This window comes from Bombilactobacillus sp. ESL1202, assembly GCF_058107125.1.
Genome location: NZ_CM176590.1, coordinates 1,618,205 through 1,644,587, shown reverse-complemented (window position 1 = coordinate 1,644,587; position 26,383 = coordinate 1,618,205). Strand labels below are relative to the sequence as shown.

Sequence of the window (26,383 nt, the reverse complement as noted above, 5' to 3'; positions counted from 1 at the left end):
TTTTTCTCCTAAGATTTGCGTAAATTTTGTAAAATTTGTTGTGCTAACGCTAAATTCGCAGTACTAGCGTGCTGCCTTAATTGCTGAACGACGACTGCTAACTCTGCGTCTTTGGCTCCTGCCATTAAGGCTAAACTTTTAAACTGTAAATTCATATGCCCCGCTTGAATACCTGTAGTTACTAACGCCCTTAAAGCAGCCAAATTAGACGCTAAACCAACACTAGCTACAATACTCATTAATCGTTGAGCCGTGGGATGTTGTAAAATTTTTAAACTAAGTTGTGCCATTGGCAGAGTGGAAATTGCCCCACCAACACTGCCTAATGGCAAAGAAATTTTAATTCGCCCAACTAAAAATTGCTCTTTGGTTTGCCAAGTAGTCCATACTGATCGTTCATTCGTTAATTGAGCATAACTAGCAGCGGCAATATTTCGCGTATCATTGCCAGTAGCCAACACCACAGCATAAATACCATTCATTATTCCTTTATTATGTGTTGCTGCCCTCAGCGTTGATTGCTGAGCAAATTGAGTAGCTGCAACAATTTTTTGTGCTACTTTTTGACCAGAAAAAGTTGCCGTTTTTAAAGCTGGAAAGGGAAATTTAGCCGTCACTACTACATTTTGTCGTGGTGCTTGATTAGACAAAATCGCCATTAATAAATCTAACTGTGGCAGCTGTGAAACTAAATATTGAGCCACTGCTTCAAGAATCGTATTTACCACATTAGCTCCCATAGCTTCACTAGGATCAATTAACAAGCGAAACTCGACAAAATGATCATTGGAGTGCACTTGAACTTGCTTTAAACCACCACCATGTTCTGGTAAACTCGGATGAGCTGCTAACGCGATTTGCTTAATTTGAACTAAATGTTGTTGCAAAAAAGTTGTTGCATCAGCCAAATTTCCTTGAAAAACGATTTGTCCATAAATCCCCTCACGCTGAACTTTTGTCTGAAAACCGCCACTCAAACAGCAGCGCTTAGCAGCATTACTAGCAGCAGCAATGACTGATGGCTCTTCAGTCGCCATTGGGATCAATAATTCTTGACCATCAATTATGAAGTTTTGTGCTAACCCCAAAGGTACACCAAAACTACCAATTTGATTTTCAATTAAATTAGTTGCAACAGCTGTGGGCAAATTATTGGCAGGTACTAATAGCTCTAAATCAGCTGCATCTAGCACTTCAGATTGATATAATTGTTGTAAGCGTTGTTTGGTTGTCAGCTCATAAAATTTAGTCATTGTAAATTCTCCACTTCCATTGCAATTCCTTGTCCACCACCAACACACAAGGCAGCAATCCCTAATCGTTGGTGCGTCCGCATTAAATTATGAATCAAAGTCGTCAGAATCCGAGCGCCCGAGGCTCCTAAAGGATGGCCTAAGGCTAGAGCTCCACCACTAATATTATAACGATCAGCTGGAATTTGTAATTCTTGCTGAACTAATAATGCCTGTGTGGCAAAAGCTTCATTAACTTCAAATAAAGCAATATCAGCCACTTGCTGTTGGTTTTTAGCTAATAATTTTTGAATCGCTAAAACTGGTGTATAGCCCATCAACTGTGGGTCATAACCGATTTCTTGATACCCAACAATTCTAGCTAAAGGCCGCCAATGATTTCTTTGTGCTTGCTCGGCCGTGGTGAGCACTAATAAACTAGCACCATCACTCAAAGAAGAGGCATTGCCAGCGGTCACTAAACCGTTAGCAGTAAAAGCAGGTTTTAAATGTTTTAAGGTTGCCAAAGTTGTTTGCGGACGAATGGTTTCATCTTGCTGCAAATTAGCGACGGGAATAATTTCTTGATCAAACCAACTAGCTTGTTGTGCCTGAGCTGCTTTTTGTTGTGACAAGACAGCATATTGATCCAATTGCTGGCGCGTTAAGTAGTATTTTTGATTAAGATTTTCTGCTGTCATACCCATCGCTTGTTGACTAAAAGCATCCGTTAACCCATCAATCAGCATGCTATCTTGCCACTGATCTGTCAAAAAGGTTGTCTTATCAAGACGCTTAGCCACAGCTGGTGCTTGAGACATCACTTCTACACCACCAGCTAATACAACTTGTGCATCTTCTAATAATAAAGCACTTTGAGCCAAGCGAATTGCTTTTAAGCCTGAGCCACAAACTTGATTAATTGTTAAAGCTGTTCCCCCTTCATTGAGTCCCGCTTGCACTTGCACCTGACGTGCAATATTTTGACCACTCCCCGCCGTCAAAACACTGCCTAAAATTACTTGTTGAATTATTTGATCAGCTATATTTTCCTTCGCTAAAATTTTCTGACATAAAGTTGTTGCTAATTCCACAGCAGTTAAATTTTTCAAACTCCCCTGGAACCTACCAGTAGGTGTTCTGTAAGCTGCTGTAATTACAATATCATTAGTTTTCAAAAATTTTATCCTCTAACATCAATCTTTTTATCGTAGTTTAAATTTATTTACTTACAATTTTTATAAATTGTCGAAAAGCCAGCTGCACACAAAAGGGCTTAGCAACTGAAAACAACTTAGAATTAATATTGGTTAGCTAATAACACTATCTTTGTAAGCATAGTAATGAATTAATATTGGTCTAACACTCAAAAAAAGACAATCCATTACCTAAAGCTTTCATTAACTATTCAATTTTTTAAATAACCAGTTTATATCAGTTGCCAAGACTTAATTTTGAAATTCATAATTCAGTGTTAACAAAAATTTCTTTTTATTTTAAATATTAACAGGAGAATCAGATGAATGTAGAAACTTTAATTCGGCTTTTAAGTGATATCAAAACTAAATGGCACGTATTTTATGAAGATTTTGATCACCATACTTGGGGAATCTCCAGTATATCATCAGTTTTTGCTTATGGAAACCATTATTTAATATTAAATACCAATCCTCAACATCATGCCTATCAAATTTGGGAACTAATTGCCCTTTTAAAGGTGCAACCAGCTGATACTTTGATTTACGTGAATTTAGCAAAAAAATATCACCAAATCTTTGGTTTACGATTTAGTGATGAAAAAATTTATTTAAAATAATTTTTTATTCTTTGGAATCAGATAACTTTTTACCTAAATCAATGATATATTTGCGTAAATCATCCTTGACTTCCGGATGATTCAAGCCGTATTCAATACTGGTCTTCATATAACCAAACTTATTGCCCACATCAAAGCGTTCACCAGTAAATTCATGAGCAAAGACCCGTTGGGTTTTATTCAGTCGATCGATCGCATCAGTCAATTGAATTTCATTACCGGCACCAGGTTCTTGCGTTTCTAACATTGCAAAAATATCTGGAGTTAACAAATAGCGACCAATAATGGCTAAATTGCTTGGCGCCTGATCAATTGCTGGCTTTTCCACAAAATTATCAACCCGATATAAACCTGGTTTCACTTCACCATCAGGATCAATAACTCCATACTTAGAAACGTCCTTCTTAGGCACTTGCATAACTGCTAAAGTTGAAGCATGAGTTTGATTGTAATCATTAATTAATTGTTTCGTCAATGGAACTTGATCAGTCATCAAATCATCACCCAACATTACTACAAATGGCTCATCTCCCACAAAGGATTTAGCTAAACTAACCGCATCACCTAAACCATTGGGATAAGATTGCCGAGTAAAATACAAGTTTACCCCGATATTAGTCGTATCTTGGACAATTTTCAGTAGTTCATCTTTATGTTTAGCTTTCAAATTTTGTTCTAATTCTGGTGCCGAGTCAAAATGATCTTCAATTGGTCGTTTACCTTTGCCAGTAATAATCAAAATATCTTCAATGCCAGAAGCCTTCGCTTCTTCAACAATAAATTGAATCGTTGGTTTATCAACTATCGGTAACATTTCCTTTGCCATTGCTTTAGTAATTGGCAAAAAACGTGTTCCCAAACCAGCAGCTGGAATAACTGCTTTTCTAACTTTTTCCATCGATCTTGTTCCTCTCACGGTTAATTGAAGCTGGGACAACCTGATCTAAAATTGAATTAAAAGTAGATCTATTTTAAATTTAAAAATAATTTTGCACGCTTTTATCTTTAAAGAGTAACCATCAAATTTTTTACATTAATTTTATTGTCCCAACTACCTAGTTCATATATTCTCATGATACAACAAAACTATAGTTAATGGTTATTTTTTCGTTTTTGATAAAATTGTTTCAAACCACCTGATTTAACTAATTTCCCCTTAAAAGCTTGAATTACTGCAGCATTAATCGCAGCACCAATTAAAAAAATGTAAGCAATAAAATTTAACCATAATATTAAAATGAAAAATGTTCCGATAGTTCCATAAGAATTCCAACGCCCACCAAAATACTTAATGTATAAAGAAAAAACTTGTGATAGCACGACAATTCCTAAAGTCGTAAATAACGTTCCCGGCCAAACATAGCTGAATTTTTCCCGTGAATTAGGCAAAAAAATGTATGCTACCGATAAAATTACAATTAAAAGTAAACCAGTAATCGGCCATTTCCAATGAATAAATTCTTGAAATAATTTTGGCCCCCACACAACATAAGTTTGTAACCAATTTAATAACTGCTGACCAACTAACAAGGTTAAGAGTAATACTAATAAAATGACAATTAACGAAGCGGTCACCAAAATGGCAGCACTACGTAATAAAATAAAATTCAAAAAAGATTTTTTAGTATAAAGGGTCTGGTTATCCAATCCATAAACTTGATTAACACTCCGTTTTAAAATATTAACCACCCCAGAGCTAGACCATAAGGTTCCAATAATCCCAAATGACAACAACCCGTTGCTTTTTTGCGTTAACAGCTTAATTAACAAGGGATTAATTAAATTAATTAGTTTTTGTGGAATTAATCCTTGGGCATAACTTAATAATAACTGGGGATTCAAATGAAATAATGGTAAAATGCTACCAACTAAAGAAATCAGTGGAAAAAAAGACAACAAACCATAATAAACCACTGCTTTAGATGAAAGACTTAAATTACCACTTTTGATTCGTTGAATCACCATTTTGACAAAATAGATAACTTTTTGAAAAAATGACAAGTCTGCTTCAACTAAGAGGTTTTGTTCTTTTTCAGAAACCAAATTTTTATCCTTTTATAAATATTTTTGATCACCAATCGGATCTTGCGAAGTTAAAATTTTGGGACCATCTTTGGTAATTGCTAAAGTATGCTCATATTGAGCAGACGGTGTTCCATCAGCAGAAACAAAATATTCCCAATTTTGATCAGTAAATTTACTATCAATTTGCCAAGTTCCTAAATTAACCATGGGCTCGATAGTAATGGTCATCCCCTCTTTTAAGCGTAAGCCCTTACCAGGTTCACCATAATGGGGAACATTAGGTGCTTCATGCATTGTTGGTTGAATACCATGACCAATTAAATCCCGCACGTCACCCATATGTTCTTGATCTTCAACATAATGCTGAATTGCATAGCCAATATCGCCTAACCGATTACCAACTTGAGCTTGATCAATTCCTAAATACAACGCCTTTTTAGTAACTTCCATCAAATGCTTCTTTTCTGGAGAAATATCACCAACCGCGTAACACCAACAAGAATCACTTTGATAGCCATCTAATTCAACAGTCATATCAACTTTTACAATATCACCATTTTTTAAAATTAATTTTTTCCGTGGCTCAGCATGGGCAACCTCATCGTTGACACAAACACAAGTTGCATATTGATAACCTTCAAATCCTTTTTCTGATGGATGACCACCATGATCGGTAATAAACTTATCAGCAAATTCCTCAATTTCAAAACTAGAAATTCCAGGCTTAATAATATCACGTAAACCAATATGAGTTTGGGCCAAAAGAGCCCCTGACTTTCTCATTCCTTCAATTTCTCTAGCTGATTTTAATGTAATCAAACACTTTACCTCCACTCTTTTTCACTAAATTTATTATAGCTCAATCACCTACAAATTGACGATTAAATTAATTTTCCCCTTTAAGTCATCGTTAAAAAGCTTTTGAAAACTTTGAATTATAAAAACTAATTTTTAAGTTGGAGCACTTTCTTATCTAAGCGCAACGTTTTTCTCATTATGATATAATGATTGCCGAGATTAGGAAATTGGAGTTAAATTTGTGACCAAAGTAAAAATCGTATACGCCAGCATGACTGGTAATGATGAAGATATGGCTGATATTTTAAGTGAAGATTTTGAAAATGCTGGTATGGATGTTGACGTTTCTGAAATTTCTCAAACGGATGTCCAAGATTTTCAAGCTGCTGATATCTGTCTGGTTGTCAGCTACACTTATTCTGATGGACTAGAAGGTAATATTCCTGATGAAGGATTGGATTTTTATCATGATCTTCAAGAAGCTGATTTAACAGGTAAAATTTTTGGTGTTTGTGGATCAGGCGATACTTTTTACCAAGATTTTGCCATTGCCGTCGATCATTTTGAAGCGGCTTTTCAAAAAGCCGGCGCAATTAAGGGTGCGACTGGTGTGAAAGTAGAACTAGCGCCACAAAATGATGATATTGCTAAATTGGATCAATTTGCGCAAACCATTATCAAACAATTTCAATAGAAAAGAAGAACTTGCATGGGCATCTACAAAAGACACCGTAATTTTATTGTTTATACCATCTATGGTTTTGTAGCATCAGTAATTAATGTTTTGGCTTTTAATTTATTCCATAATCACTGGCGCATCAGTATGTTGATTGCTAATACTCTAGCTTGGTTAATCGCCAATATTTTTTCGTTTATTGTCAACAAGCATATTGTTTTTAAAACTAGTTATCAAAGCATCAAATCCTTTATCCAAGAAAGTAGTTTATTTTTATCACAACGCTTATTATCATTAATTTTAGATAATATTTTGATGTGGCTCGGAATTAATTTATTAAATTGGAATAACTTACTAGTCAAAATGTTAGATCAGATCATTGTCGGCTTAGTGAATTATTTATCAACGCAAGCCATTTTTCTCAAAGAAAATAGTGCCATGATTCAAAGATTTAACCAGCATTTTCGACATGAAAAATAACAAGGTTGAAACAAAAGTATTCGTATTTTTTCTTTTTATCTCAATCTTATCAGATTCATAATTATATTCGTTCTAGAAATAAACAGCCATCACTCATATTGATTTCACAAAATAAGGACTTAAGATCTCAAAGCATCTTAAGTCCTTATTTGATTTACAACTTAGTTAAGTTTAATAAACTTAATCGGAGTCATTAACGCTGGTTCAGCCAACAAATCAAGCTGTTGTGAGTTGATTTTTAAATTAATCAGCTTATTCAGTGGTGCAATGTTCAACCAAAATTGACCATGTAAATCTTGCACTACTCCAAAATCAAACTGTGCAAACCGAACGTATAATTGGCCTTGAACATCATGTAACTGCAGCTGACCATAACCGGCATTTTGATAAGTACCCAACCATTTTTCTTGACTAGTGACCGGCACCAAAGTCGCACCAAATTGTTGCTTTATTTTTTCCTGGCGTAAATTTTTCTGAGATTGATCAGCTTGTAAAATCTTCTTAGTCCAATCAATTTCTTCTAAAGCAGCCGCTTGATCAATGATCTGATAAGCCAGCCCAAAAATCGAATTGGTTGAATCTAAGTTAGTCAGTACTCCAAATGCCAAATCTAGTTCTGGTACAAAACCTAAGATGGCACAATAGCCAATAAAAGAACCCGTGTGATAAAAATATTTGTAGCCGCGATAAGTTTCCATCATCATTCCAAAACCATAAGCACTGAACTGTGGCTGAGCATAATTACGACTAGGTTCCATTACAATTTGTGCTTGATACATTTGGGCAGCATTATTATTAGTCTGTTGGTGATAATTTTGTAATTGAAATTGTGCCCAACTTAACAAATCTTGCGGTTGAGCGAGCATACTACTAGCCCCGCCTAAATGCCCCGGCGACATGAATTTGATTGGCCGATTATACTTTCCTGCGGTTAAATATGCGGGTGCAATGAGTTCTGGAGTAACCACCTCATCGTGAACATAAGTATGATTTAAATTTAATTTGGTCAACAAATTTTGTTGTAAATATGAATAATAATCAGTTCCCAAAACTTGTTCCAAAGCAAATGTTAAAACTGCAAACATTAAATTACTATATTGCATTCGATAACGTAAATCGACATTAGGTTTTAAATATTGAACTTTGTGGACAGCTTCTTTAAGACTCAATGGTCCATTAGTGAAACGCATTAAATCATGGGCTGGTACACCACTACGATGACATAGCAAGTCTTTCCAAGTTAAATTTTGTGTCGCGTTAGCTGAATAAAGCCGAAAATCTGGCCAACTATCAATGAGTGGTTGATCTAGATCTAACACACCTTGATCAGCTAATTGACAAATTGTGGTAGCCAAAAAACTTTTAGATATAGAACATAGTGGAAAAAACCAATCACTTTGATAATCACCGTATTCTTGTACCATTGTCTGGTCATGACTGGCTACTCCAACTGCACAAGCTGGTAAATTAAATTGCTCAATACTAGTGGCTAAAGTAGTACTTAGTTGTTGAAAATTCATTTAAAAATCTCCTTTTAATTAAATTATCCAAACTCATACAAAATCAGAAATTAAAAATTTTTCTTAAAATCCTGCTTCGTCGTATACTTAACTTAAAATGGGGAGGAAAATAATGAAATATCTATCTATTAATCATGAATGACAGCTTGAACATCGATCATGACGGCGGTACTTTGGAATATTGCCAACAACAGCATCTGACTGTTCAGGCTTGGTTACCATTTCAAGACGGTTTTTTGAAGGCACCTTCATTGATAATCCACATTTTTCTAAGCTTAACACTTTTTTAGCCAAATTAGCTAAAAAATACCAAACTAAAAAAAATGCAATGGCCGCTGCTTGGATTTTACGTCATCCTGCTAAATGACAAGTAATCATTGGTACAACAACAACACAACCTCAACACATCCTAGATAGCAGTCAATGTAACAATTTTTCTTTAAGTCGTCAAGAGTGGTATGACTTTTATTTAGCTGCTGGTCATAATTTGCCTTAAATTAAAAACAAAAGTAGTTAGCACCTGAGTATGACCTAGAATAAGTGCTTGAGTCGATTTTTGACTGGAGAGTCTAGTTGTATATAGACGCAAATTGCTGTTTCTTGGATCACAATTAACAAACTGTGAACAAGACCAGCCAGCTTAGCCAAAGTATTTTAAGTTGATTTTAATAAAAAAACCAGCTGGATTAAAGTTCATTCCAATCCAACTGGTAAAATTATTCTATAATAAATTATCTCAATATCATTTTAATCTAAAAATTCTTGTGGTCGCTCTTTTAACTGTCCAAAATGGTAACGAATAGCGGCACAAATTCGTTCACTAGCTAAGCCATCACCATAAGGATTTTTGGCCTGAGCCATCTGTTGATAAGCCTTGGGATCATCTAATAAATGTTCCATTTCTGCTTTAACTGGTTGTGGATTAGTCCCCACCAATTTCAAAGTACCAGCAGCAACCCCTTCGGGTCGCTCCGTCGTATCCCGTAAAACTAAGACTGGTTTACCCAAAGCTGGGGCTTCTTCTTGCACACCACCAGAATCGCTCATAATAAAATAAGACCGCGCAGCCAAATTATGAAAGTCTAAGACATCCAAGGGATCAATTAAATGAATACGCTCATGGTCGCCTAAAACTTCATGGGCAGCTTGTTGTACCGTAGGGTTCAAATGAACGGGATAAATAATCTCCACATCATCATGTTTTTGAACTACTTCTAACATGGCCGCAAAAACACGACGCATGGGTGCACCCTGATTTTCTCGGCGGTGCATTGTTACTAGAATCATCCGTTTATTAGGATCTACTAAATCCAAAGCTGCATGGTGGTAATCACTTTTAACAGTTTGTTCTAATGCATCAATAGCCGTGTTACCCGTTACAAAAATTTGAGCCTTAGGATGATGTTCTGTTAGCAAATTAGCTTTACTTTGATTAGTTGGTGCAAAATAAAGATCTGCTAAATCATCCGTCATTTGGCGATTCATTTCCTCAGGCCAAGGTGAATACTTATTCCAAGTCCTTAAACCGGCTTCCACATGACCAATAGCTACTTGATGATAAAAAGCCGACATTGCTGCCGCCAAAGTAGTGGTCGTATCACCATGAACCAAAACTATATCTGGCTGTTCTTGCTCTAAAATATCATCCATATCAAGCAAAACTGAACTAGTAATCCCACTCAAGGATTGTTTTTGCTTCATAATATTTAAATCATAATCGGGTTTAATTTTAAAAATATTTAACACCGAATCTAACATTTCACGATGTTGAGCTGTTACAACTGTTGTAGTTTGAAAATATTCCGCTTGTTGTTGTAATTTTAAAACCAATGGCGCCATCTTAATTGCTTCCGGTCGAGTTCCAAAAACCGTCATTACTTTAATTTTTTGCACGAAAGTTTCCTCCTGAAACCAATCATTACTTAAAAACTAGGAGTCCTTATGATTAATTTAATACTTAGTGGTTTTTTATTATTACTTTGTGGCTTTGGCTTCAGCTGGTCAATTGATCAGCTGCTTCAAAAACATTGGCGATACAGTTGGCTTTTGTTACTGAGTTTAATAATTAGTAGTGGCATTTTTTATATCTTTTTAAAATGATATATTAATTTCTACAATGTCAAATCTTGCCGCATCAACTAAATCGTCAATATATTTCCTTTTCAGATTATAAATCACTTTGATTACAACTGTTACCAAATAATTTACAGTTTTAAAAAAGAGGTCAGGACAATAAGATTAATAACCGAATCATAGCCAAAACATTAATCATTATTATTTCCAAAAGTCAATAAGTTTGTATCCTGAAATGCTTATCAACTTTTGTCCCAGCCTCTCTAGCAAGATGATCCCGATCGGATTCGAACCGATAATCTACTGCTTAGGAGGCAGTTGCTTTATCCAATTGAGCCACGAGACCATAGTTTAATCTTGCCACGAAACTTTATAACTGTAAAGATTATTTTTTATGAGCATGATAACCCCGTTGTTTTTGATCACGTTGTCGTTTTTTATTTTTTCTTTTAATAGCAGCAGCTTTTTTAGATGTTGGCTTAAAATTGGTTCGACTAGCACTATCAGTTACCAATTGTTCTTGATCTAAATACACCTTTTGAAGTTTGATATTTTGTGCACGTAGTAGTTCTTGTAGCTGTCGAAAATCATGGTCATTACCCAATGTAATAACCTCACCTGCACGTCCCATCCGCCCAGTTCGGCCACTACGATGAATATATTCTGTTATGTCTTGGGGATTATTCCAATTAATGACAGTTGTTAAATTAGGTAAATCCATTCCCCGCGCAGCAACATCGGTTGTTAACAACAACGAAGTGTCATGAGCTTTAAAATCATTTAAAGCATCAGCCCGGCGTTTTTTAGGATCACTCGTATCAAGCACCGTAAAATAAGTTTTACGGTAACGTAAATCCGCCGCATACCGATGCAAATCTTTACTTGATTGATAAAAAACTAAATTTTGCTTATGTTTACGGTGAGCCAATCTTTGTAAGACTGCCATTTTTTGCGTATTAGTAGTCACAATAAAATAATGCTTCAGTCCGGCACGAAACTTCTGATCTCCCCGTAAATCAATGGTTACAAAATCTTGGGGAAACCACTTCTGCAATTCTTGAAAGATGGGGGCTGAAGTTGCGGAAAATAAAGCCAATTGAAATTGACTTTGCAGTCGTTTTAAAAGTTCACGAACCATTGTTAATTTATCAGTTAACAAATCGTCAGCTTCATCAATAACGACTGTTTGAATTTTATTCAATTTAAATTTGCGTTTGGTCACTAAGTCTTGAATGCGCCCAATAGTTCCTACTACTACTTCTGGTTTATGCTTTAATTGTTCAATTTGACGTTTGACATTAGCGCCACCAATAATGGCTAAAACCTGTAATTGTGAATTTAAGTCACGCAAAACGTTTCGTGTTTGAATGGCCAATTCCTGTGACGGCTCTAAAATTAATAATTGAATTCCCCCATCGACGGTTATTTTTTCTAATAAGGGCATGCCAAAGGCTAATGTTTTGCCAGAACCCGTAGGCGCCAAAGCTAAAATTGATTTTCCTTGAGCCAAGGGTTCATAAACTTGCGCTTGAATAGGGGTTAGTTTAGAAAAGTGATGTTGCTGATAGTAACTCTGATAACTTTTAGGTACTTGCATAATTTCCTCATTTCTATTGATCAGCAGAAAAATGAATTCCAGCCACTAAACGGACCTGGGTTAAAATCTGATTAACTTGATCTGCTAGTTGCCAAAGTTGTAAAAACTGCGCGTGATCTTGGTTGTTAATAATTTGACTAAATACTTGAGCTTCTGCCAACATCGGATTATGGTCGGTAAAATTTTGAACTGCTGATTGTTGATTATCCCAAATTTTACGAACTGTTCCGCCATCATCAAACAAAAGTGTTTGTTGATTACTATAAATCTCGGAGGGTAAAAACGAATTGCTAATTTTTCCGACTAATAGGGTCACATCAAATCTTTCATAATGTAAAACAATGGTTCCTTGTCCATCAACGTGTGTCACAATCATTTGGGGAAAATATTGCGCCGTTAACGGCTTACCGAAAAGACACAACGCATCATAAATTAGATAAACCCCTAAATCATATAAAGCTCCACCAGAAAATTTGGGTGAAAAAACATTGGGCACTTGTCCTGCCAATACTTGATCATAGCGACTAGAATATTTGCGATAAGTCAACGTTGCACCGGTGATCACCGGTAATTGGCGCACTCGTTGTTGCAATTGTTTAAACTCACTTTCGTGAATATGCCGTGCTGCTTCCAAGACATACAAATTAGGATGTTTTTGTAAAAACTTTTGCACTTGTAAAAATTCAGCTCGCGTTGACACCAAGGGTTTCTCCACAATTACATGTTTGTGATGGTGTAAAGCTGCCATTATATCTTGAAAATGTTGGCTATTAGGTGAAGCAACATAAATAACATCAACTTGTTTATTATTAAAGAGTTGCACTCTTTGGTCCACCAAATTAATGTTTTTCAAATCTAACTGTGCTAATAAATCTTGTGCATGCTCTAGAAAGCGTGAATAAATGGTGGTTAATTGAAAGGTTTTCGTAGCCTGAGTCGCTTGAATAAACTGCTTGGTAATCCAATTAGTGCCAATCACACCTAACTTCAGCATTTCTACCAACCTCCTGTTTGTAAATATTGTTCCCATTGTTGCTGATTACCGTTAAAAACTGCTAGACTATACTGATTGTCCGACGCCAAACTGGGAATCCGACCATTAGTCGTATATTGCCAAAATTTCACTTGATCGCCCTTAATTGGTCGTGGTCGTGTTTGTAAACTACCGCCAGCATCGCTTAACTTTAATAAATATTTCAAATCTAAAGTCGTTTGAATCAAAACTGGGCGCTGATAATATTTTACCAGTAAACGTTGTAATTGCGAAACGGATTTAACAATTCGGCGTTCTGCCATGTGCGCTGGTACTGGCGCTTGAACTTGAATCATGATTGGCAGTGTGCCAATTTGCTTGCCCACACTGGTTTTAAAATTATCAAATTGCGCTCTTGGCGCTGTTTGAAAACTAAAGTAATGTTCAACTCCCAACGGCAGTTGCGTGCCTTGTACACGCCAATAATTATTTAAAAAATCGTCGTCAAAGTAATTGGCTCCTTGTGTCGCCTTTAAGTAAACAAAATTAATGCCATGTTGTTTCAATAAATGAAAATCTTGATACCCATCGCTTTGACTCAAGCTAACACCCAAAATGGGATAGTCGTGTGCATCCGGGCGGCCACTTTTTTGCCAATAATTGCCAATCTGACTGCCGAGAAAAATGATAAGTAGAATACTGACAATTATTGTCAAAAAAATAATTTGTTTTTTGCGATAATTTTCTCGACGATATTGCAACCTAGATTTAACTTGCAATCTTGGCCCTCCCCCAATTAATCTGGATATTATAATAAAATAAGCTTATAATTTTTAAGCAAATAAGCAAATTTTTTTTAATACCAAATACCTTTTATGTTAGGAATGAATCAAATGAAACGTCAACTCTCGCTCTTTTCGGCCTTAGCCACTGTCATGGGCACCGTTATTGGTGGTGGCGCCTTTTTTAAAATTGCTAATATTGCCAATTTAACGCAAAACAATTGGTTAAGTATCTTAGTTTGGCCTTTAGCTGGGTTCATTACTTTAATGGCTGGACTCACTATCGCCGAATTAGCGGCTGCTTTTCCAGAAAATGGTGGTCCAGTGAAATATTTAAGTGAAATTTATGGTCCAAAAATCGCCTTTTTATTTGGCTGGTCACTTATTATTGTATACTATCCGGCTAATATTGCGGCAATTTCGATTGTTTTTGGTACACAAGCGCAAAAACTTTTTCATTCATCTCCAAATAAGACGACGCTTTGGGCTTTAGGCTGCTTAATCTTTTTACTTATCGTTAATTGGCTTGGAACTAAATTAAGCAGTCAGGTACAAAAATTGACCTTAATCATTAAGTTAATTCCTATTGTTGCTATTATTATTGCCGCCTTAGGTTTTAATACCACTAATCAATTGGATTGGTCAACGATCAATGATTCGCTAAAAATTCAACACCCTCAAGTTTTTGGCTCAGCTTTACTAGCCACCTTATTTGCTTACGATGGTTGGTTAAGCATCGGTAATTTAGCCGGTGAAATTAAGCGTCCTGAACAAAACTTAGCTAAAGCCATTGTGTGGGGACTATTAGCCGTCACCATTGTTTATACTCTCTTAAATTGGAGTTTTATTAAAATACTACCTTTTCACCAAATCATGAACAATCAAGCTACTGCCATGTTAACTGCGCAAAAATTATTTGGTCAAATTGGTGGTCAAATTTTGACAATCGGCATCTTAGTCTCGGTGTTTGGCGCGGTCAATGGTCATTTAATGGTCGGTTCTAGAATGCCTTACACTTTGGGAATCAAAAATCAATTACCAGCGGCCAAATTTTTCAGTCATTTAAGCCCAATGACCCATATCCCCACCTATAGTTTATTATTTGAAGGATTTATTGCTATAATTATGATTTTTTCAGGAACATTTGATACTTTGACTGACATGTTGGTTTATGTTTCTTGGATTTTTTCAATCTTATTATTTGTTGGCAGCTTTATTTTACGGAAACGGCAACCATCATTAAAACGACCTTATAAAATTTCCTGGTATCCTTTACCACCAATTCTAGCAATTTTGGGCGGTTTATTTATTGTTATTAATACAACGATTAGTCAACCTTACTTAGCATTAGCTGGAATTATCTTAACTTTAAGCGGACTGCCTATTTATTCTTGGCAACAACATCATTTAGCTAAAAATAAATCTTAAGATGAACATTTGGCATCAATTAGACTAAAAAACGTCTTATAAAAAGAAGAATTCTTCTTTTTATAAGACGTTTTATTTTCATAAAATTTGACAGATAGCGTTACTTAAAATTATTCAACTGGAAAAACCCAGCCATCGGGACCCTTACGATCACCAAATTGAATCCCAGTTAAGGCATCGTATAATTTTTTCGTTACTGGTCCCACTTCGGTTTCGCTATAAAAGACGTGCAAGTTACCATTATGTTCCAAGCCGCCAATTGGTGAAATAACGGCCGCCGTTCCACAGGCACCAGCTTCAGCAAAACGATCCAAATCATTAATATAAACATCGCCTTGCTCGGTTGGCATATTAAACTCATGCTCAGCTAAATATAATAGTGAGAACTTCGTAATACTTGGTAAAATGGAAGGTGACTTAGGAGTAACAAATTTACCATCCTTTGTGATGCCAAAGAAGTTTGCAGAACCAACTTCTTCAATTTTTTCATGATTGACCGGATCTAAATAAACACAATCTGAGAAACCATTTTTATGAGCGTCTTCGCCGGGCATTAAACTAGCAGCGTAATTACCACCCACTTTACTTTGACCGGTTCCTTTATGAGCCGCACGGTCATATTGAGAAGTGGTAAAGTTGGTTGGTGTTAAACCACCTTTAAAGTAATTACCAACGGGCATGGCAAAAATACGGAAAAGATATTCAGAAGCTGGATGGACACCAATAACGCCCCCAACGCCCATCATAATTGGCCGTAAGTATAAAGTAGCACCGTTACCATAAGGTGGAACAAAATCAATGTTAGCTTTGACTACTTGTTTGACAGCATCAACAAACATCTCCGTTGGCACTTGGGGCATTAACAACCGTTGACAACTATTTTGCATGCGCTCAGCATTTTTATCTGGTCGAAATAGTTGTACATGACCGTCTTTAGTTCGATAAGCCTTCATTCCTTCAAAAACAGATTGTCCATAATGTAAAGAAGTTGAAGATTCACTAATTGATACGTTACTTTCTGTTACTAGACCTTGATCTTGCCATTGACCATCTTTATAAGTTGCTTGATAGCGATAAGGTAAGTCTAAGTAATCAAATCCCAAATTATTAAAATCAACTTCTGCTGCTTGAACCTTTGTCATATTACTTACCTCTCTTTTTTAATTTTTCTTTAATGTAAATGATAGCATCAACTTTTAATTTGTCAACGATTTCCCCAAAAAACTCACTGGCTTAATTGGATTTTTTTAATCTAAAATATCTATCATTAGTCACTTATAGTTTCCTGAAAATCCCGATCTATTATCAATTTCATTTTAAAATTTATTGCTGAATCACTTGTTTACAGTCTTTTTCTTAATGTTTATACTGATGATGTTAACGATTACTAAAAGGAGTAATTAACATGACTAAATTAAAAACTAATTTTTTCTGGGGTAATTCGACTTCCAGTATGCAAACTGAAGGAGCTGTCCATGAAGGTCATAAAGGAGCATCGGTTTATGATTTACAAGCGGCTGGCCCCAATAATTCTGACTGGGACGTTGCCATTGATGAATACCATCGTTACCACGAAGACATTGCTTTAATGAAAGATTTAGGTATGAATTTTTATCGTTTTCAAATTTCTTGGAGTCGAGTGCAACCAACTGGTCAAGGCGACTTTAATCCGCAGGGTTTAAAATTTTATCATGATTTAATCGATGAACTACTGACCAATGGAATTCAACCTATGATTTGTCTCTATCACTTTGATATGCCTTTAGTTCAAGCCCAAAAATATAATGGTTTTATTAGTAAGAAAGTGGTGGAACATTTTGTCGCTTATGGAGAAAAAATGATCGCTGAGTTTGGTAATCAAGTTAAGTATTGGTTAACATTTAATGAACAAAATTTATACAGCACGCCAGAAGCTTTTCACTGTAGTGGTTATTTAACTGGTCAAAAAACTGCACGCGAATTATTTCAAATTCAACACAATGTTGCGCTTGCTCATGCTAGAATTGCCAATTTTATTCACCAAAACTATCCTGACTTATTAATTGGCGGCATGGAAGCTTTTCAAGAAGCTTATCCGGCTACCTCTAATCCCCAAGACGTTGCTGCCGTTCGTAAATTCAAAGAATTTACGGACTACAATTTACTACGAATTTTTACTGAAGGTCAATATTCTGATGAGGTAATAGCTTACTTACACCAAAATCATTGGGCAGATCTTTTAGTTGCCGAAGATTTAACGGAAATCAAACAAACGCGTAGTGATTTTTTGAGTTTTAGTTATTATACAACTACTTGTTTAGACAGTAGTCAAATTCCCGTTGGAACGCTTCCTAATTATTTTGGTAGTGTCGGTCAGGTTCATAATCCTTACTTAGCTACAAATGAATGGCACTGGCAAATTGACCCCCAAGGTTTTTATGGCGTTTTAATGGATCTAGCCAATCGCACGCATTTACCAATTTTTCCGATTGAAAATGGCATTGGCGTTCGCGAAACTTGGGACGGGCAAAACGAAATTAATGACGATTACCGGATTAATTATCATCGTGACCATTTACTGGCTTTAAAACAAGCGGTTCGTGATGGCGCTAATATTATTGGTTATCTCGGTTGGGGCTTAATTGATATTCCTAGTTCGCAAGGTAACGTCGATAAACGTTATGGCGTTGTCTATGTCAATCGGACAAATCATGATTTAAAAGATCTCAAACGTGTTCCTAAGAAAAGTTATCATTGGTTGAAAAAAGTTATTCAAAGTAATGGTGAACAGTTGTTTTAAAACACTAATTTTAAGTACCAAAAGGAAAAAATTAATGAACTTAGACAAACTACATTATTTCATCGACTTAGTTAATTCTAGTAGCTTTACTAAAACGGGACAGAAAAATCATATTGCCCAAACTAGTGTTAGTCAGCAAATCCGCTCTTTAGAAGATTACTTTGACGTTAAATTAATAGATCGTAGTACCACCCCTATCAAACCAACAGCAGCAGGTAAACTTTTCTATGACGAAGCACTCAAAGTTTGTCAACAATATGACTGTCTAGAACAAAATATGCAAGACTTTAAATTACATCAAAAACGAATTCGAATTGAATATACTTCCATCATTGATCTCAATTTTTTACTCAAGATAGTCACCGTTCTCCAACAAAGAACTAATTTAATTTTTGAATTAGAAAAAGTCCAATTAAAAGATGTCGCTGCTAATTTGAAAACAGATCGTTATGATTTGGCAATCAGTTTTGATTCGGAATTTCAAGCCGAAAAATTATTAAAAACCATTAGTCTCTATGAAGGATCTTATTGTGCTTTAGTTGATCAAGAACATCCTTTGTACCAACAAGAAGAAATTACTGTATCTCAGTTATATCAATATCCTTTAATTATGCTAGCACCACAGACAATTGGTAAATCTTATCATCTGATGTTGCAACATGCCCAACAAGATGGTTTTGTGCCTAATATTCAGACGACCGTTAATGATTTAGAAACTGAAATCTTTTTGATTCAGACACAACATCTAATTGGATTTTTTCCAGATAACTATCCTTTGCCATTGCATTCAAAACAAATCAAGCTTTTGCCAATCAAACAAACGCATCATCAATTTAAGATCGTTTTCGCCTATCGTAAAGATTTTGATCGTACCAAATTACAGCAAATTGTTCAGTTAGCTCATTTACTTTCCTTAGAGGTAAAACCTCTAACCAATTGATTTTTTATATTTGTGATAATTCAAACAATCACATAAGATGAAAGTAATCAAGAAAGTGAGGAACTTAATTTATGAGCAAACTAATTTTAACTGGTGTTGATGGTAATCTAGGCTCTCAGGCTGCCACAGATTTATTAAAATTAACCAATAAGAAGGATTTGATTTTTTGCGGTTATAACCAACAAGTTTTAAGTCAATACGCCCAAAAGGAAATTGAAGTTCGCCAAGCTGATTTCAACTCGCGCATCGGACTGGAAAAAACATTTGCTGGTGGCGACACTTTAGCCTTAATTTCAATGCCCTTCGTTGGCAAAAAACGCCAGCAAGCTCATCAAAATGTCATTGATGCCGCTAAGAAAGCTGGGGTTTCTAAAATAATTTATACTTCTTTAGTTAATGCTAGCGATCCTGATAATCCGAGTATCGAAAAAATTGATCATGCCTATACTGAAAATTATCTTCAACAAAGCGGTTTAGATTACATTTTTCTGCGTAATTCACAATATGCTGAAGCTATGATCACCAATTACTTTACTTTTGTGAAACAAGGTCAAGATCTAGCCAATAGTCAAGGTGATGGTCAAATGGCCTATATTTCACGCCAAGATTGTGCTAAAGCTGTGGCCTATGCTTTACTAGCAGATAATCTGCACCATAAGATTTTAAATATTAACGGTAAAGAGCTGTTAACAATTAGTGAATTCATTGAAATTGCCAATGATGTGACTGGTAATAATCTTAAATATCAAGCTATTAGTGATGAGGAAAACTATCAAATCTTCGATGCTATGGGAGTACCACGAACCACAGCTGGTAAATTTAAAAAAGATTCAGAGGCTCCTTTTTCTTCTGACGGCATGGTCACTTTTGCTCAAGCCATTCGCCAAGGTAAAATGAATACCTATACTGATGACTTTTATCAATTAACTGGTAGTCAACCAATTTCCGTGCGTTACATGTTTGAACATCAAGCAGAATTTCAAATTGGTGCCCGGCACTCCAAAGACGATTAGCTATCCTGCTGTGACCAAAAGCAATTAGAAAAAGGACCTAAGATTGTTTTTTATCTTAAGTCCTTTTTCATTTTGGGAGCATTATTAATTATCTGTTCTTATCTATTTTATTATTCAACTGTCACATATTTACCATTAACCCATTCATAACCCGCCACTCGATAATAAGTTGCTTGATTAATTGTCGCTTTTTTATCAAATTTCCAGCGGCTATGCGTACTTAAGGCGCGATTCGGTAAAATTTTAAAACCCGGGCCGGCATCATCCCAAGCATTTAAAAAGACCACTCCTGGTGCAGTAACATTAACTACACCCCGTTGGCGAGTAATTGTTGCTGTCCCAGTTTCAACAAAAACAGAGTTCTTATCACCAAATTGGACATCAGAAGCTAAAACATATTCAGTTGGTGAAACTTTATACAAGACCCGACCATCATTTAAAGTCCGCTTACCATCAGTAACCCAGTTAGTATTGGCTGCTAGTGCCCGATCCAAAATAATGGTACCATTGGCATCATATAAACGAGCATAACCACCATCAACATTAGAATTAACTGTTACTGCCCCTTTAATAGCATGTGTGACAATAACTGGCTGGGAACTATTATTAGTATCGTTTGAATTGGCTGGCTTGTTCGTATCATCGGGTTTCGTAACATCAATCGGCTGATTACTTGAGTGATCGGGATCAGTTGGTGTTGTTGGTTTATCACCAGCATCGGTCGAATCTGGTGGAGTCGTTGGTTTGTCAGTTTCGTCTGGTTTTGTAACATCAATCGGCTGATTACTTGAGTGATCGGCGTCAGTTGGCGTTGTTGGTTTATCACCAGTATTGGTCGAATCTGGTGGAGTCGTTGGCTTGTCAGTTTCGTCTGGTTTTGTAACATCAATCGGTTTATTACTTGAATGATCAGGATCAGTTGGCGTTGTTGGTTTATCACCAGTATCGGTCGAATCTGGTGGAGTCGTTGGCGTTGAGGTGTCGGGGTCAGTGCCGGAAGAATCCGTCGGTTTATCAACACTAGCCGGTACTTCCACATTTAATTGCAAGTAAAGTGGGTTATTAATCGGCTGCTGGTCTTTTTGCAACGTTATTTTTTCAGTCACAGACCCACCTTTAGTTTTTAAATCAGTAATTAACTTTTGATAATCGGCTGGATTAATTTTTTGATCTTGATAATAAACATCAACCTGTACTGCTAAATCTGGATATTTTTCTACTAAAGATTTAGCCACTGGCTGCATTTCTTTATCCCAAAAAGCGCCAGCTAAACCGTTAATACTATAATCCTTGTTATTAATAAAACCTTGTGCTTCTCCTTCTTCAAATAATTTCGTCGAAGAATTAAACAAACCGATACTTAATTGTGGATCGTCAGCTTTAATCTCTAATGGCTCCATGGCAAAAGCGTCTAAAAAAGATGAGGTTTTAACATATGCTAAATCATCGGCACTTGATAAAATTCTTAAAGTCAAAGCAATGGTCTTGACCGGTGTTGCATCAGCTTTTCTAACAATATTAATAGTTTCCGTAATATTGCCACCCTGATTCAATAACTCTTTTAGTTGCGCATCAGTAACTTCTGTAGTTGCGTCTTGATTATCAATTTGAAAATTCACAACTGTTTGATAATTATCACCTAATTGACTCACCATCTTGGCAGCTGCTAGTGCTTCTTTAGAATCTTGACGATAAAAAAGTGCCCCAAAATCGGCCACTTGACCTTTGGTATCGACAAAACCAGTTTGACTCAAATTAGAACCTAATGATTGATTAACATTGAGTTTCAAATCAGCTAAGCTTTCTGCAGCTTCAGCATTGCTGACCACCAACGGATCTTGATTAAAATAGGAAGCAAACTTAGTAATTGCTTCTTGATCACTTGTTGGCGTAGTTTCAGCTTGAACTTGATCCGCATTAAAAATCGAACTAATTCCAACTGTCGTCATTGGTGCAACTGCCAAAAGTGCCATGACAGTAGCACTTAATGGCAAATTCATTAATTTATTCATTTGAATCCCCCTGATAACAAATTATAAATTTACTTAAAAATCATTTTAATATAGTACTTGCTTATTGTATATATAAATTAAGTAAAAAAGTTAAAATAATTCTAATCATCAAGATTGGTTGTTCTTAAATACATAATTTTTGCAAAAATAAATATTGTTATTAGCTAAATAATCAATAAAGAATTAAATATAGCTTTAAAAAGATATATTTGCATCTTAAAAACGAAACTAATAGCAGACACCTATTAACTCAAATTTTAATTAATATTTTTTGCATTGTTAATTTTTAATTACCTTATCTGTCCTTTTCTTCCCAACCCCAAAACCAGTTCAAAGCTCTTGCAAATTTAACCTTGTTATTAAAATCATCCCCACCCCCTATTATTGGAATAAATTAAAAGTGCTCCACAATTAGCGCAGTTGGCTAACTATTGGAACACTTCTGACATTGGAACAATTGAGGTTAATATCAATGTTTCAGACTTAAAACTTAAAAGTTAAACTCAAGTTTTAAGCGTTTTTTTCAAGCTTGATTATTAATAGTTTTCTAACTTCCACATGTAACGCCGTTTGGTCAAAGGATGTTGCCGTGCTGCTGCTAATTTATCGGCATAAATCCGCATTACTCCCGTAATTAACATGGGGTTAAAATAATCAATAACATGTTTTGAAGCAATCGAAGCTAAATTGTGATCCTTGGCATCAATTACTGTATATTTTGTGTCAAATCGTTGTAAGAAGGCTAATACCCGGGCATCCAAATGCCGTGTTGCCCCATCATTCATGAATAAAAGATAAGGCGCATCCTTAACTGCTAGTTCAAATGGACCATGGAAAAATTCTCCGGAATGAATAATATTGCCCGTAATCCACTGCATTTCCATAAATAAGAAGGAAGCCGTAGAATAAGCGGCACCATAAGTTGCGCCACTACCAATCACATATAAGCGATCTTCATTCTGATACTGTTCAGCAAATTTTTGCGCGGCTGGTTCAGCCATTTGCACTTGCGCATTAATTAAATCAAACAACCCAGCAAACGCGTTTTGCGCTTCATCATAATATTGATAGCCTTCATATTGATTCATAATTTCGATTGCTAATTGCAAAGCCATCGTCATTTTTTCGGTTTTATGGGCATAATCTTCTTCAAAGCCATGGATCAAAACATACTGTGCAGCTTTGACAATGGGAGATTTTGGATCATGTGATAAAGTGATAACCTGAGCTCCCAATTGAACCGCCAATTTAGTAGCGGCAATCGATTCCGGTGTAGTTCCTCCTAGTGAGGCAGTAATCACAATCGTATTTTTCCCAACAAATTTTGGTGTATCATAATTAAATTCATTAGCCTGCATAATTTGGGTATTAAATTTTTGACTTTCGTGATCTAAGAAATAATAACCAGCGTACAAATCCGCCATGGATGCTCCACAACCGGTAAAAATAACATGATCAATTTGTTCATTCTGTTGTTTAATAGCTGCAATAATTTCCTTTGGTGTTTGTGTCATAACTTTATCCTCCTAATATTATTAAGCAAAAATTCCTAATGGACTTAAAACTAAGCCTAAAGCAATACAAATTATTAAAATCCAACCGGTACTAACATGCTTTTGTAATAACCAATACATTAAAAAAGTAAAAACTAAGGGGATCATCTGTGGAAAAATAGAATCTAACGTCTTTTGTAAATTAAAAGATTTCCCCAAATGGATGGGCGTGGTAATACCAATCATACTAGCAATCATGGAACCAATAACCATTAAACCCACAATCGTCACCAAATACATGGCACGATCCATAATCCCTTCACTGGTCAACTGCTTCAAAAATTTATTCCCCGCATTATAGCCAAATTTACCACCGTAATAAGTAACTAATAATGCTGGCACAACCGAAATTAAAACGGCCAAAATTGGTCCCAAGATACTGCCTTGCTTAGCAAAAGTGACGCCTAAACCAAAAGCCAAGATTTTGATGGTTCCTTGAAAAAATGAATCCCCTACTCCAGATAAAGGCCCCATCAACGATGATTTCACTGCATTAATTGAATTGGGATCAAATTCTTCAGGATTACGTGCATATTCTTCCTCCATGGAAGAAGCAATGCCCAAAACAAAAGCGCTAGTTTGTGGTGTACAGTTATAAAAAGCTAAATGCCTTTTATAAGCCGCTTTTTTCATTTCTAAACTTTTTGACTGACCATCACCATAAAGGCGATCAATCACGGGCGCAATGCCGTACATAAACCCCAAATTCATTTGACCTTCATAATTCCAAGAAGCTTGGATCGCATAAGAACGCCAAACAAATGACCAATAACGGCGTTTTAACTGTTTGTCATTTAACGTTTGAACCTCGTGAGCAATAACCATGGCTTAACCTCCTAACTATAATTCTTCTAATTCATCATCATTGTCTTCAACAACTGCTGACGGCGATTTTTTCGGGATAACTTCGTTCAAAACTAAAACTAGTAACACCGCAAAAATTGCAACCCCAGTTACTGAAATCCGGCCATATGCAGTAATAAAGAAGCCCAATAATAAATAAACGACCGTTTTTTTCGTCAGCATGGTCTGCATCAACAAGGCAAAACCAAAGGCTGGTAAAATTTTGCTGGCTAAAGTCAAACCAGCAGTTAACCATTTAGGAATGGCTGCTACGACAGTTTTAACCAAGCCAGTACCCAAATAAACTGATAGAAAAATTAAAACAAAATATAAAGCACCATATAATAAGACTCCCCACACAATATGGTAGCGTCGCGCTTTAGCAAATTTTCCGGCATCAATTGCTTTTTCAGCTCCACGGTTAAAAGTTGAAATAAACATCCGTACCACAATAGCTAACATTTGCCCTAAAATTGCGACTGGTAAAGCGATAGTTAAAGCCGTTTGGGCATTAGTATGCGATAAGATAGCAAAAGCCGTGGCAATCACTGATCCCAAAACCATATCAGGTGGTGCTGCTGCACCAATATTGGCCATCCCCATAAAAACTAACTCCAAGGCTGCGCCAACCAGTAATCCTTTGGTGATATCTCCCAAAACAACTCCCACTAAACAACTCATTACCAAGGGTTGTTCTAAGTTGCTACGGCCTAACAAACGTGAATCGGCAATTCCGATTAAGCCAACGATTCCTAATAAAATAGCTTTAATAAGCATCTCAGTTTCCCCCTCTCTTAGTTCATTATTGTGTTCCAAAAATCAACGATTGGCGCCTAACATCGTTAACTTTTCACAATCAAGTTAGGACTTTGTAATTTAATTCTGTTAGTGCTCAATTATTAAACAACTTTTATCCAGCTCTTTAATCAATTGCTTTGCAGCCTTAAATTAATTTATTGAGACTTTCTTTTTTCGAAGTGGGCACTTGCTGCATTGATAACTCAAAGCCTTGATCTTTTAACTGTTGACTTTGTTGAACTTCTTTGGGAGTTAGATAAATTGCATTACTATATTTCTTCGTGGTGGCACGTTCTGGAATCCCGCCATAATTAATGGTCTTAATATTCTGCAATTGGGGCGCTACTTGCGCCGTTTCTGCCACATTACCAAAAATTATCAGCGTTGGTTCTTTGACAGCATTAATTTTATCAAGGCGTTGTAAAGCTTGTTCAACACTAAAAACACTCAACTTAATATCTGCTGGCTTTGACAGTTTCATCGACATTTTCTTAAAATCATCTTGCGCGGCAGTGTCATCAATCACGATGATGCGTTCAATTCCTTGTGATTTTGTCCAAGCAAACATGACTTGACCATGCAACAAGCGATGATCAATGCGAATCATTTTGATCATAAATCATCCTCCTGACTAGGCTGATCCAATTGATCATTCATATAATGTAAGCTGGCTTGACTTTCTTGAATAATCTGTCGGATCGCACTTTTATTTAAGTCCCCTGTGTAAGTCACTAGAGCCAACAATAGTGGTAAATTCATCCCAGTAATTAAGTGCAAAGTTGGTTGTTGCAATACCAATTCCATTAGCTGGTTATTAACTGAGCCACCAAAAATATCAGTCAACAGAACAATCGGATCAGCACTTTCTTTAATCTGGTCTTTGATTAACGGCAAAATATCCTGATCTTGTGGACCATAAGCGCCAAAGGCTATTACCGAACTTTGCGGACCAACAATCATTTCCAAAGTATTTTTTAAACCTGGAGCTAATTGGCCATGACTAGCTAAAATGAATTTCATAATCACTACTCCTTTATTCTTACAC

General features: G+C 36.0%; 25 protein-coding genes and 1 tRNA gene. 8 read left to right on the top strand and 18 right to left on the bottom strand.

The window, feature by feature from the left end; translation table 11 throughout:
* Positions 1-8: 8 nt before the first annotated feature.
* Positions 9-1,253: a hydroxymethylglutaryl-CoA reductase, degradative gene (locus AC3B7A_RS07355; RefSeq protein ID WP_489755448.1), complete on the bottom strand. Its 1,245-nt coding sequence runs from the start codon at positions 1,251-1,253 to the stop codon at positions 9-11.
* Positions 1,250-2,410 (bottom strand): thiolase family protein, encoded by a 1,161-nt coding sequence (locus AC3B7A_RS07350; RefSeq protein WP_489755447.1) that lies wholly within the window; start codon positions 2,408-2,410, stop codon positions 1,250-1,252. Before AC3B7A_RS07350 ends, AC3B7A_RS07355 begins: the two co-directional genes overlap by 4 nt.
* A gap of 341 nt (positions 2,411-2,751) precedes the next feature.
* Between AC3B7A_RS07350 and AC3B7A_RS07345 the strand changes: the two genes are divergently transcribed.
* Positions 2,752-3,048, top strand: a complete 297-nt coding sequence (locus tag AC3B7A_RS07345; protein ID WP_489755446.1) for a hypothetical protein — start codon at positions 2,752-2,754, stop codon at positions 3,046-3,048.
* A 4-nt stretch (positions 3,049-3,052) separates the two neighbouring features.
* On the opposite strand, the gene galU is transcribed toward AC3B7A_RS07345, so the two are convergent.
* From galU to map, 3 genes are all read right to left on the bottom strand, one after another.
* On the bottom strand, positions 3,053-3,946 hold the full coding sequence (gene galU / locus AC3B7A_RS07340; protein ID WP_489755445.1) for a UTP--glucose-1-phosphate uridylyltransferase GalU: 894 nt from the start codon (positions 3,944-3,946) through the stop codon (positions 3,053-3,055).
* 194 nt (positions 3,947-4,140) lie between these two features.
* Positions 4,141-5,091, bottom strand: a complete 951-nt coding sequence (locus AC3B7A_RS07335; protein WP_489755444.1) for a YihY/virulence factor BrkB family protein — start codon at positions 5,089-5,091, stop codon at positions 4,141-4,143.
* Between the two features lie 12 nt (positions 5,092-5,103).
* A complete protein-coding gene (gene map, locus AC3B7A_RS07330; protein ID WP_489755443.1) occupies positions 5,104-5,892 on the bottom strand; it encodes a type I methionyl aminopeptidase in 789 nt (262 codons plus the stop codon).
* A 220-nt stretch (positions 5,893-6,112) separates the two neighbouring features.
* On the opposite strand from map, the gene AC3B7A_RS07325 reads away from it, so the two are divergent.
* A complete protein-coding gene (locus AC3B7A_RS07325; protein ID WP_489755442.1) occupies positions 6,113-6,565 on the top strand; it encodes a flavodoxin in 453 nt (150 codons plus the stop codon).
* A 15-nt stretch (positions 6,566-6,580) separates the two neighbouring features.
* Positions 6,581-7,027, top strand: coding sequence for a GtrA family protein (locus AC3B7A_RS07320; RefSeq protein ID WP_489755441.1), 447 nt, complete (start codon positions 6,581-6,583; stop codon positions 7,025-7,027).
* 161 nt (positions 7,028-7,188) lie between these two features.
* Here the strand turns inward: AC3B7A_RS07320 and AC3B7A_RS07315 are convergent, their stop codons facing one another.
* Entirely contained in the window at positions 7,189-8,547 is a 1,359-nt protein-coding gene (locus AC3B7A_RS07315; protein WP_489755440.1) for a serine hydrolase domain-containing protein, read from the bottom strand.
* Between the two features lie 181 nt (positions 8,548-8,728).
* Here AC3B7A_RS07315 and AC3B7A_RS07310 point away from each other — a divergent pair, with 181 nt between their 5' ends.
* Positions 8,729-8,914, top strand: coding sequence for a hypothetical protein (locus AC3B7A_RS07310; RefSeq protein ID WP_489755439.1), 186 nt, complete (start codon positions 8,729-8,731; stop codon positions 8,912-8,914).
* Between the two features lie 380 nt (positions 8,915-9,294).
* On the opposite strand, the gene wecB is transcribed toward AC3B7A_RS07310, so the two are convergent.
* The 5 genes from wecB to AC3B7A_RS07285 all read right to left on the bottom strand — a co-directional run bounded on the left by wecB (position 9,295) and on the right by AC3B7A_RS07285 (position 13,969).
* Positions 9,295-10,440 carry a non-hydrolyzing UDP-N-acetylglucosamine 2-epimerase gene (gene wecB / locus AC3B7A_RS07305; protein WP_489755438.1) on the bottom strand — a complete coding sequence of 382 codons (1,146 nt, stop codon included), beginning with the start codon at positions 10,438-10,440 and terminating at the stop codon, positions 9,295-9,297.
* A gap of 452 nt (positions 10,441-10,892) precedes the next feature.
* A tRNA-Arg gene (locus tag AC3B7A_RS07300) sits at positions 10,893-10,966 on the bottom strand.
* 39 nt (positions 10,967-11,005) lie between these two features.
* Positions 11,006-12,217 carry a DEAD/DEAH box helicase gene (locus AC3B7A_RS07295; RefSeq protein WP_489755437.1) on the bottom strand — a complete coding sequence of 404 codons (1,212 nt, stop codon included), beginning with the start codon at positions 12,215-12,217 and terminating at the stop codon, positions 11,006-11,008.
* Between the two features lie 13 nt (positions 12,218-12,230).
* Positions 12,231-13,211: a Gfo/Idh/MocA family protein gene (locus AC3B7A_RS07290; RefSeq protein WP_489755436.1), complete on the bottom strand. Its 981-nt coding sequence runs from the start codon at positions 13,209-13,211 to the stop codon at positions 12,231-12,233.
* A gap of 2 nt (positions 13,212-13,213) precedes the next feature.
* Complete coding sequence (locus AC3B7A_RS07285) at positions 13,214-13,969, bottom strand: GH25 family lysozyme (protein ID WP_489755435.1); 756 nt, start codon at positions 13,967-13,969, stop codon at positions 13,214-13,216.
* Positions 13,970-14,083: 114 nt separating this feature from the next.
* On the opposite strand from AC3B7A_RS07285, the gene AC3B7A_RS07280 reads away from it, so the two are divergent.
* The gene (locus AC3B7A_RS07280) at positions 14,084-15,400 is read left to right on the top strand and encodes an APC family permease (protein WP_489755434.1); all 1,317 of its coding nucleotides are present in this window, start codon (positions 14,084-14,086) and stop codon (positions 15,398-15,400) included.
* Between the two features lie 110 nt (positions 15,401-15,510).
* Here the strand turns inward: AC3B7A_RS07280 and AC3B7A_RS07275 are convergent, their stop codons facing one another.
* Entirely contained in the window at positions 15,511-16,542 is a 1,032-nt protein-coding gene (locus AC3B7A_RS07275) for a branched-chain amino acid aminotransferase (protein WP_489755433.1), read from the bottom strand.
* Positions 16,543-16,805: 263 nt separating this feature from the next.
* On the opposite strand from AC3B7A_RS07275, the gene AC3B7A_RS07270 reads away from it, so the two are divergent.
* The 3 genes from AC3B7A_RS07270 (at position 16,806) to AC3B7A_RS07260 (ending at position 20,132) form a co-directional block, all read left to right on the top strand.
* Positions 16,806-18,179 carry a glycoside hydrolase family 1 protein gene (locus AC3B7A_RS07270; protein WP_489755432.1) on the top strand — a complete coding sequence of 458 codons (1,374 nt, stop codon included), beginning with the start codon at positions 16,806-16,808 and terminating at the stop codon, positions 18,177-18,179.
* Positions 18,180-18,213: 34 nt separating this feature from the next.
* On the top strand, positions 18,214-19,119 hold the full coding sequence (locus tag AC3B7A_RS07265) for a LysR family transcriptional regulator (RefSeq protein WP_489755431.1): 906 nt from the start codon (positions 18,214-18,216) through the stop codon (positions 19,117-19,119).
* Positions 19,120-19,190: 71 nt separating this feature from the next.
* Complete coding sequence (locus AC3B7A_RS07260) at positions 19,191-20,132, top strand: NAD(P)H-binding protein (RefSeq protein ID WP_489755430.1); 942 nt, start codon at positions 19,191-19,193, stop codon at positions 20,130-20,132.
* 110 nt (positions 20,133-20,242) lie between these two features.
* Here AC3B7A_RS07260 and AC3B7A_RS07255 read toward each other — a convergent pair whose 3' ends face one another.
* The 6 genes from AC3B7A_RS07255 to AC3B7A_RS07230 form a co-directional block, all read right to left on the bottom strand.
* Positions 20,243-22,144, bottom strand: a complete 1,902-nt coding sequence (locus AC3B7A_RS07255) for a hypothetical protein (RefSeq protein ID WP_489755429.1) — start codon at positions 22,142-22,144, stop codon at positions 20,243-20,245.
* 536 nt (positions 22,145-22,680) lie between these two features.
* Positions 22,681-23,658: an SIS domain-containing protein gene (locus AC3B7A_RS07250; RefSeq protein ID WP_489755428.1), complete on the bottom strand. Its 978-nt coding sequence runs from the start codon at positions 23,656-23,658 to the stop codon at positions 22,681-22,683.
* A 21-nt stretch (positions 23,659-23,679) separates the two neighbouring features.
* A complete protein-coding gene (locus AC3B7A_RS07245; protein ID WP_489755427.1) occupies positions 23,680-24,522 on the bottom strand; it encodes a PTS system mannose/fructose/sorbose family transporter subunit IID in 843 nt (280 codons plus the stop codon).
* Between the two features lie 15 nt (positions 24,523-24,537).
* Positions 24,538-25,317 (bottom strand): PTS mannose/fructose/sorbose/N-acetylgalactosamine transporter subunit IIC, encoded by a 780-nt coding sequence (locus tag AC3B7A_RS07240; protein WP_489755426.1) that lies wholly within the window; start codon positions 25,315-25,317, stop codon positions 24,538-24,540.
* Positions 25,318-25,483: 166 nt separating this feature from the next.
* On the bottom strand, positions 25,484-25,954 hold the full coding sequence (locus tag AC3B7A_RS07235) for a PTS sugar transporter subunit IIB (protein ID WP_489755425.1): 471 nt from the start codon (positions 25,952-25,954) through the stop codon (positions 25,484-25,486).
* Positions 25,951-26,358 carry a PTS sugar transporter subunit IIA gene (locus tag AC3B7A_RS07230; RefSeq protein ID WP_489755424.1) on the bottom strand — a complete coding sequence of 136 codons (408 nt, stop codon included), beginning with the start codon at positions 26,356-26,358 and terminating at the stop codon, positions 25,951-25,953. The genes AC3B7A_RS07235 and AC3B7A_RS07230 overlap by 4 nt, the downstream gene beginning before the upstream one ends.
* Positions 26,359-26,383: the final 25 nt, after the last annotated feature.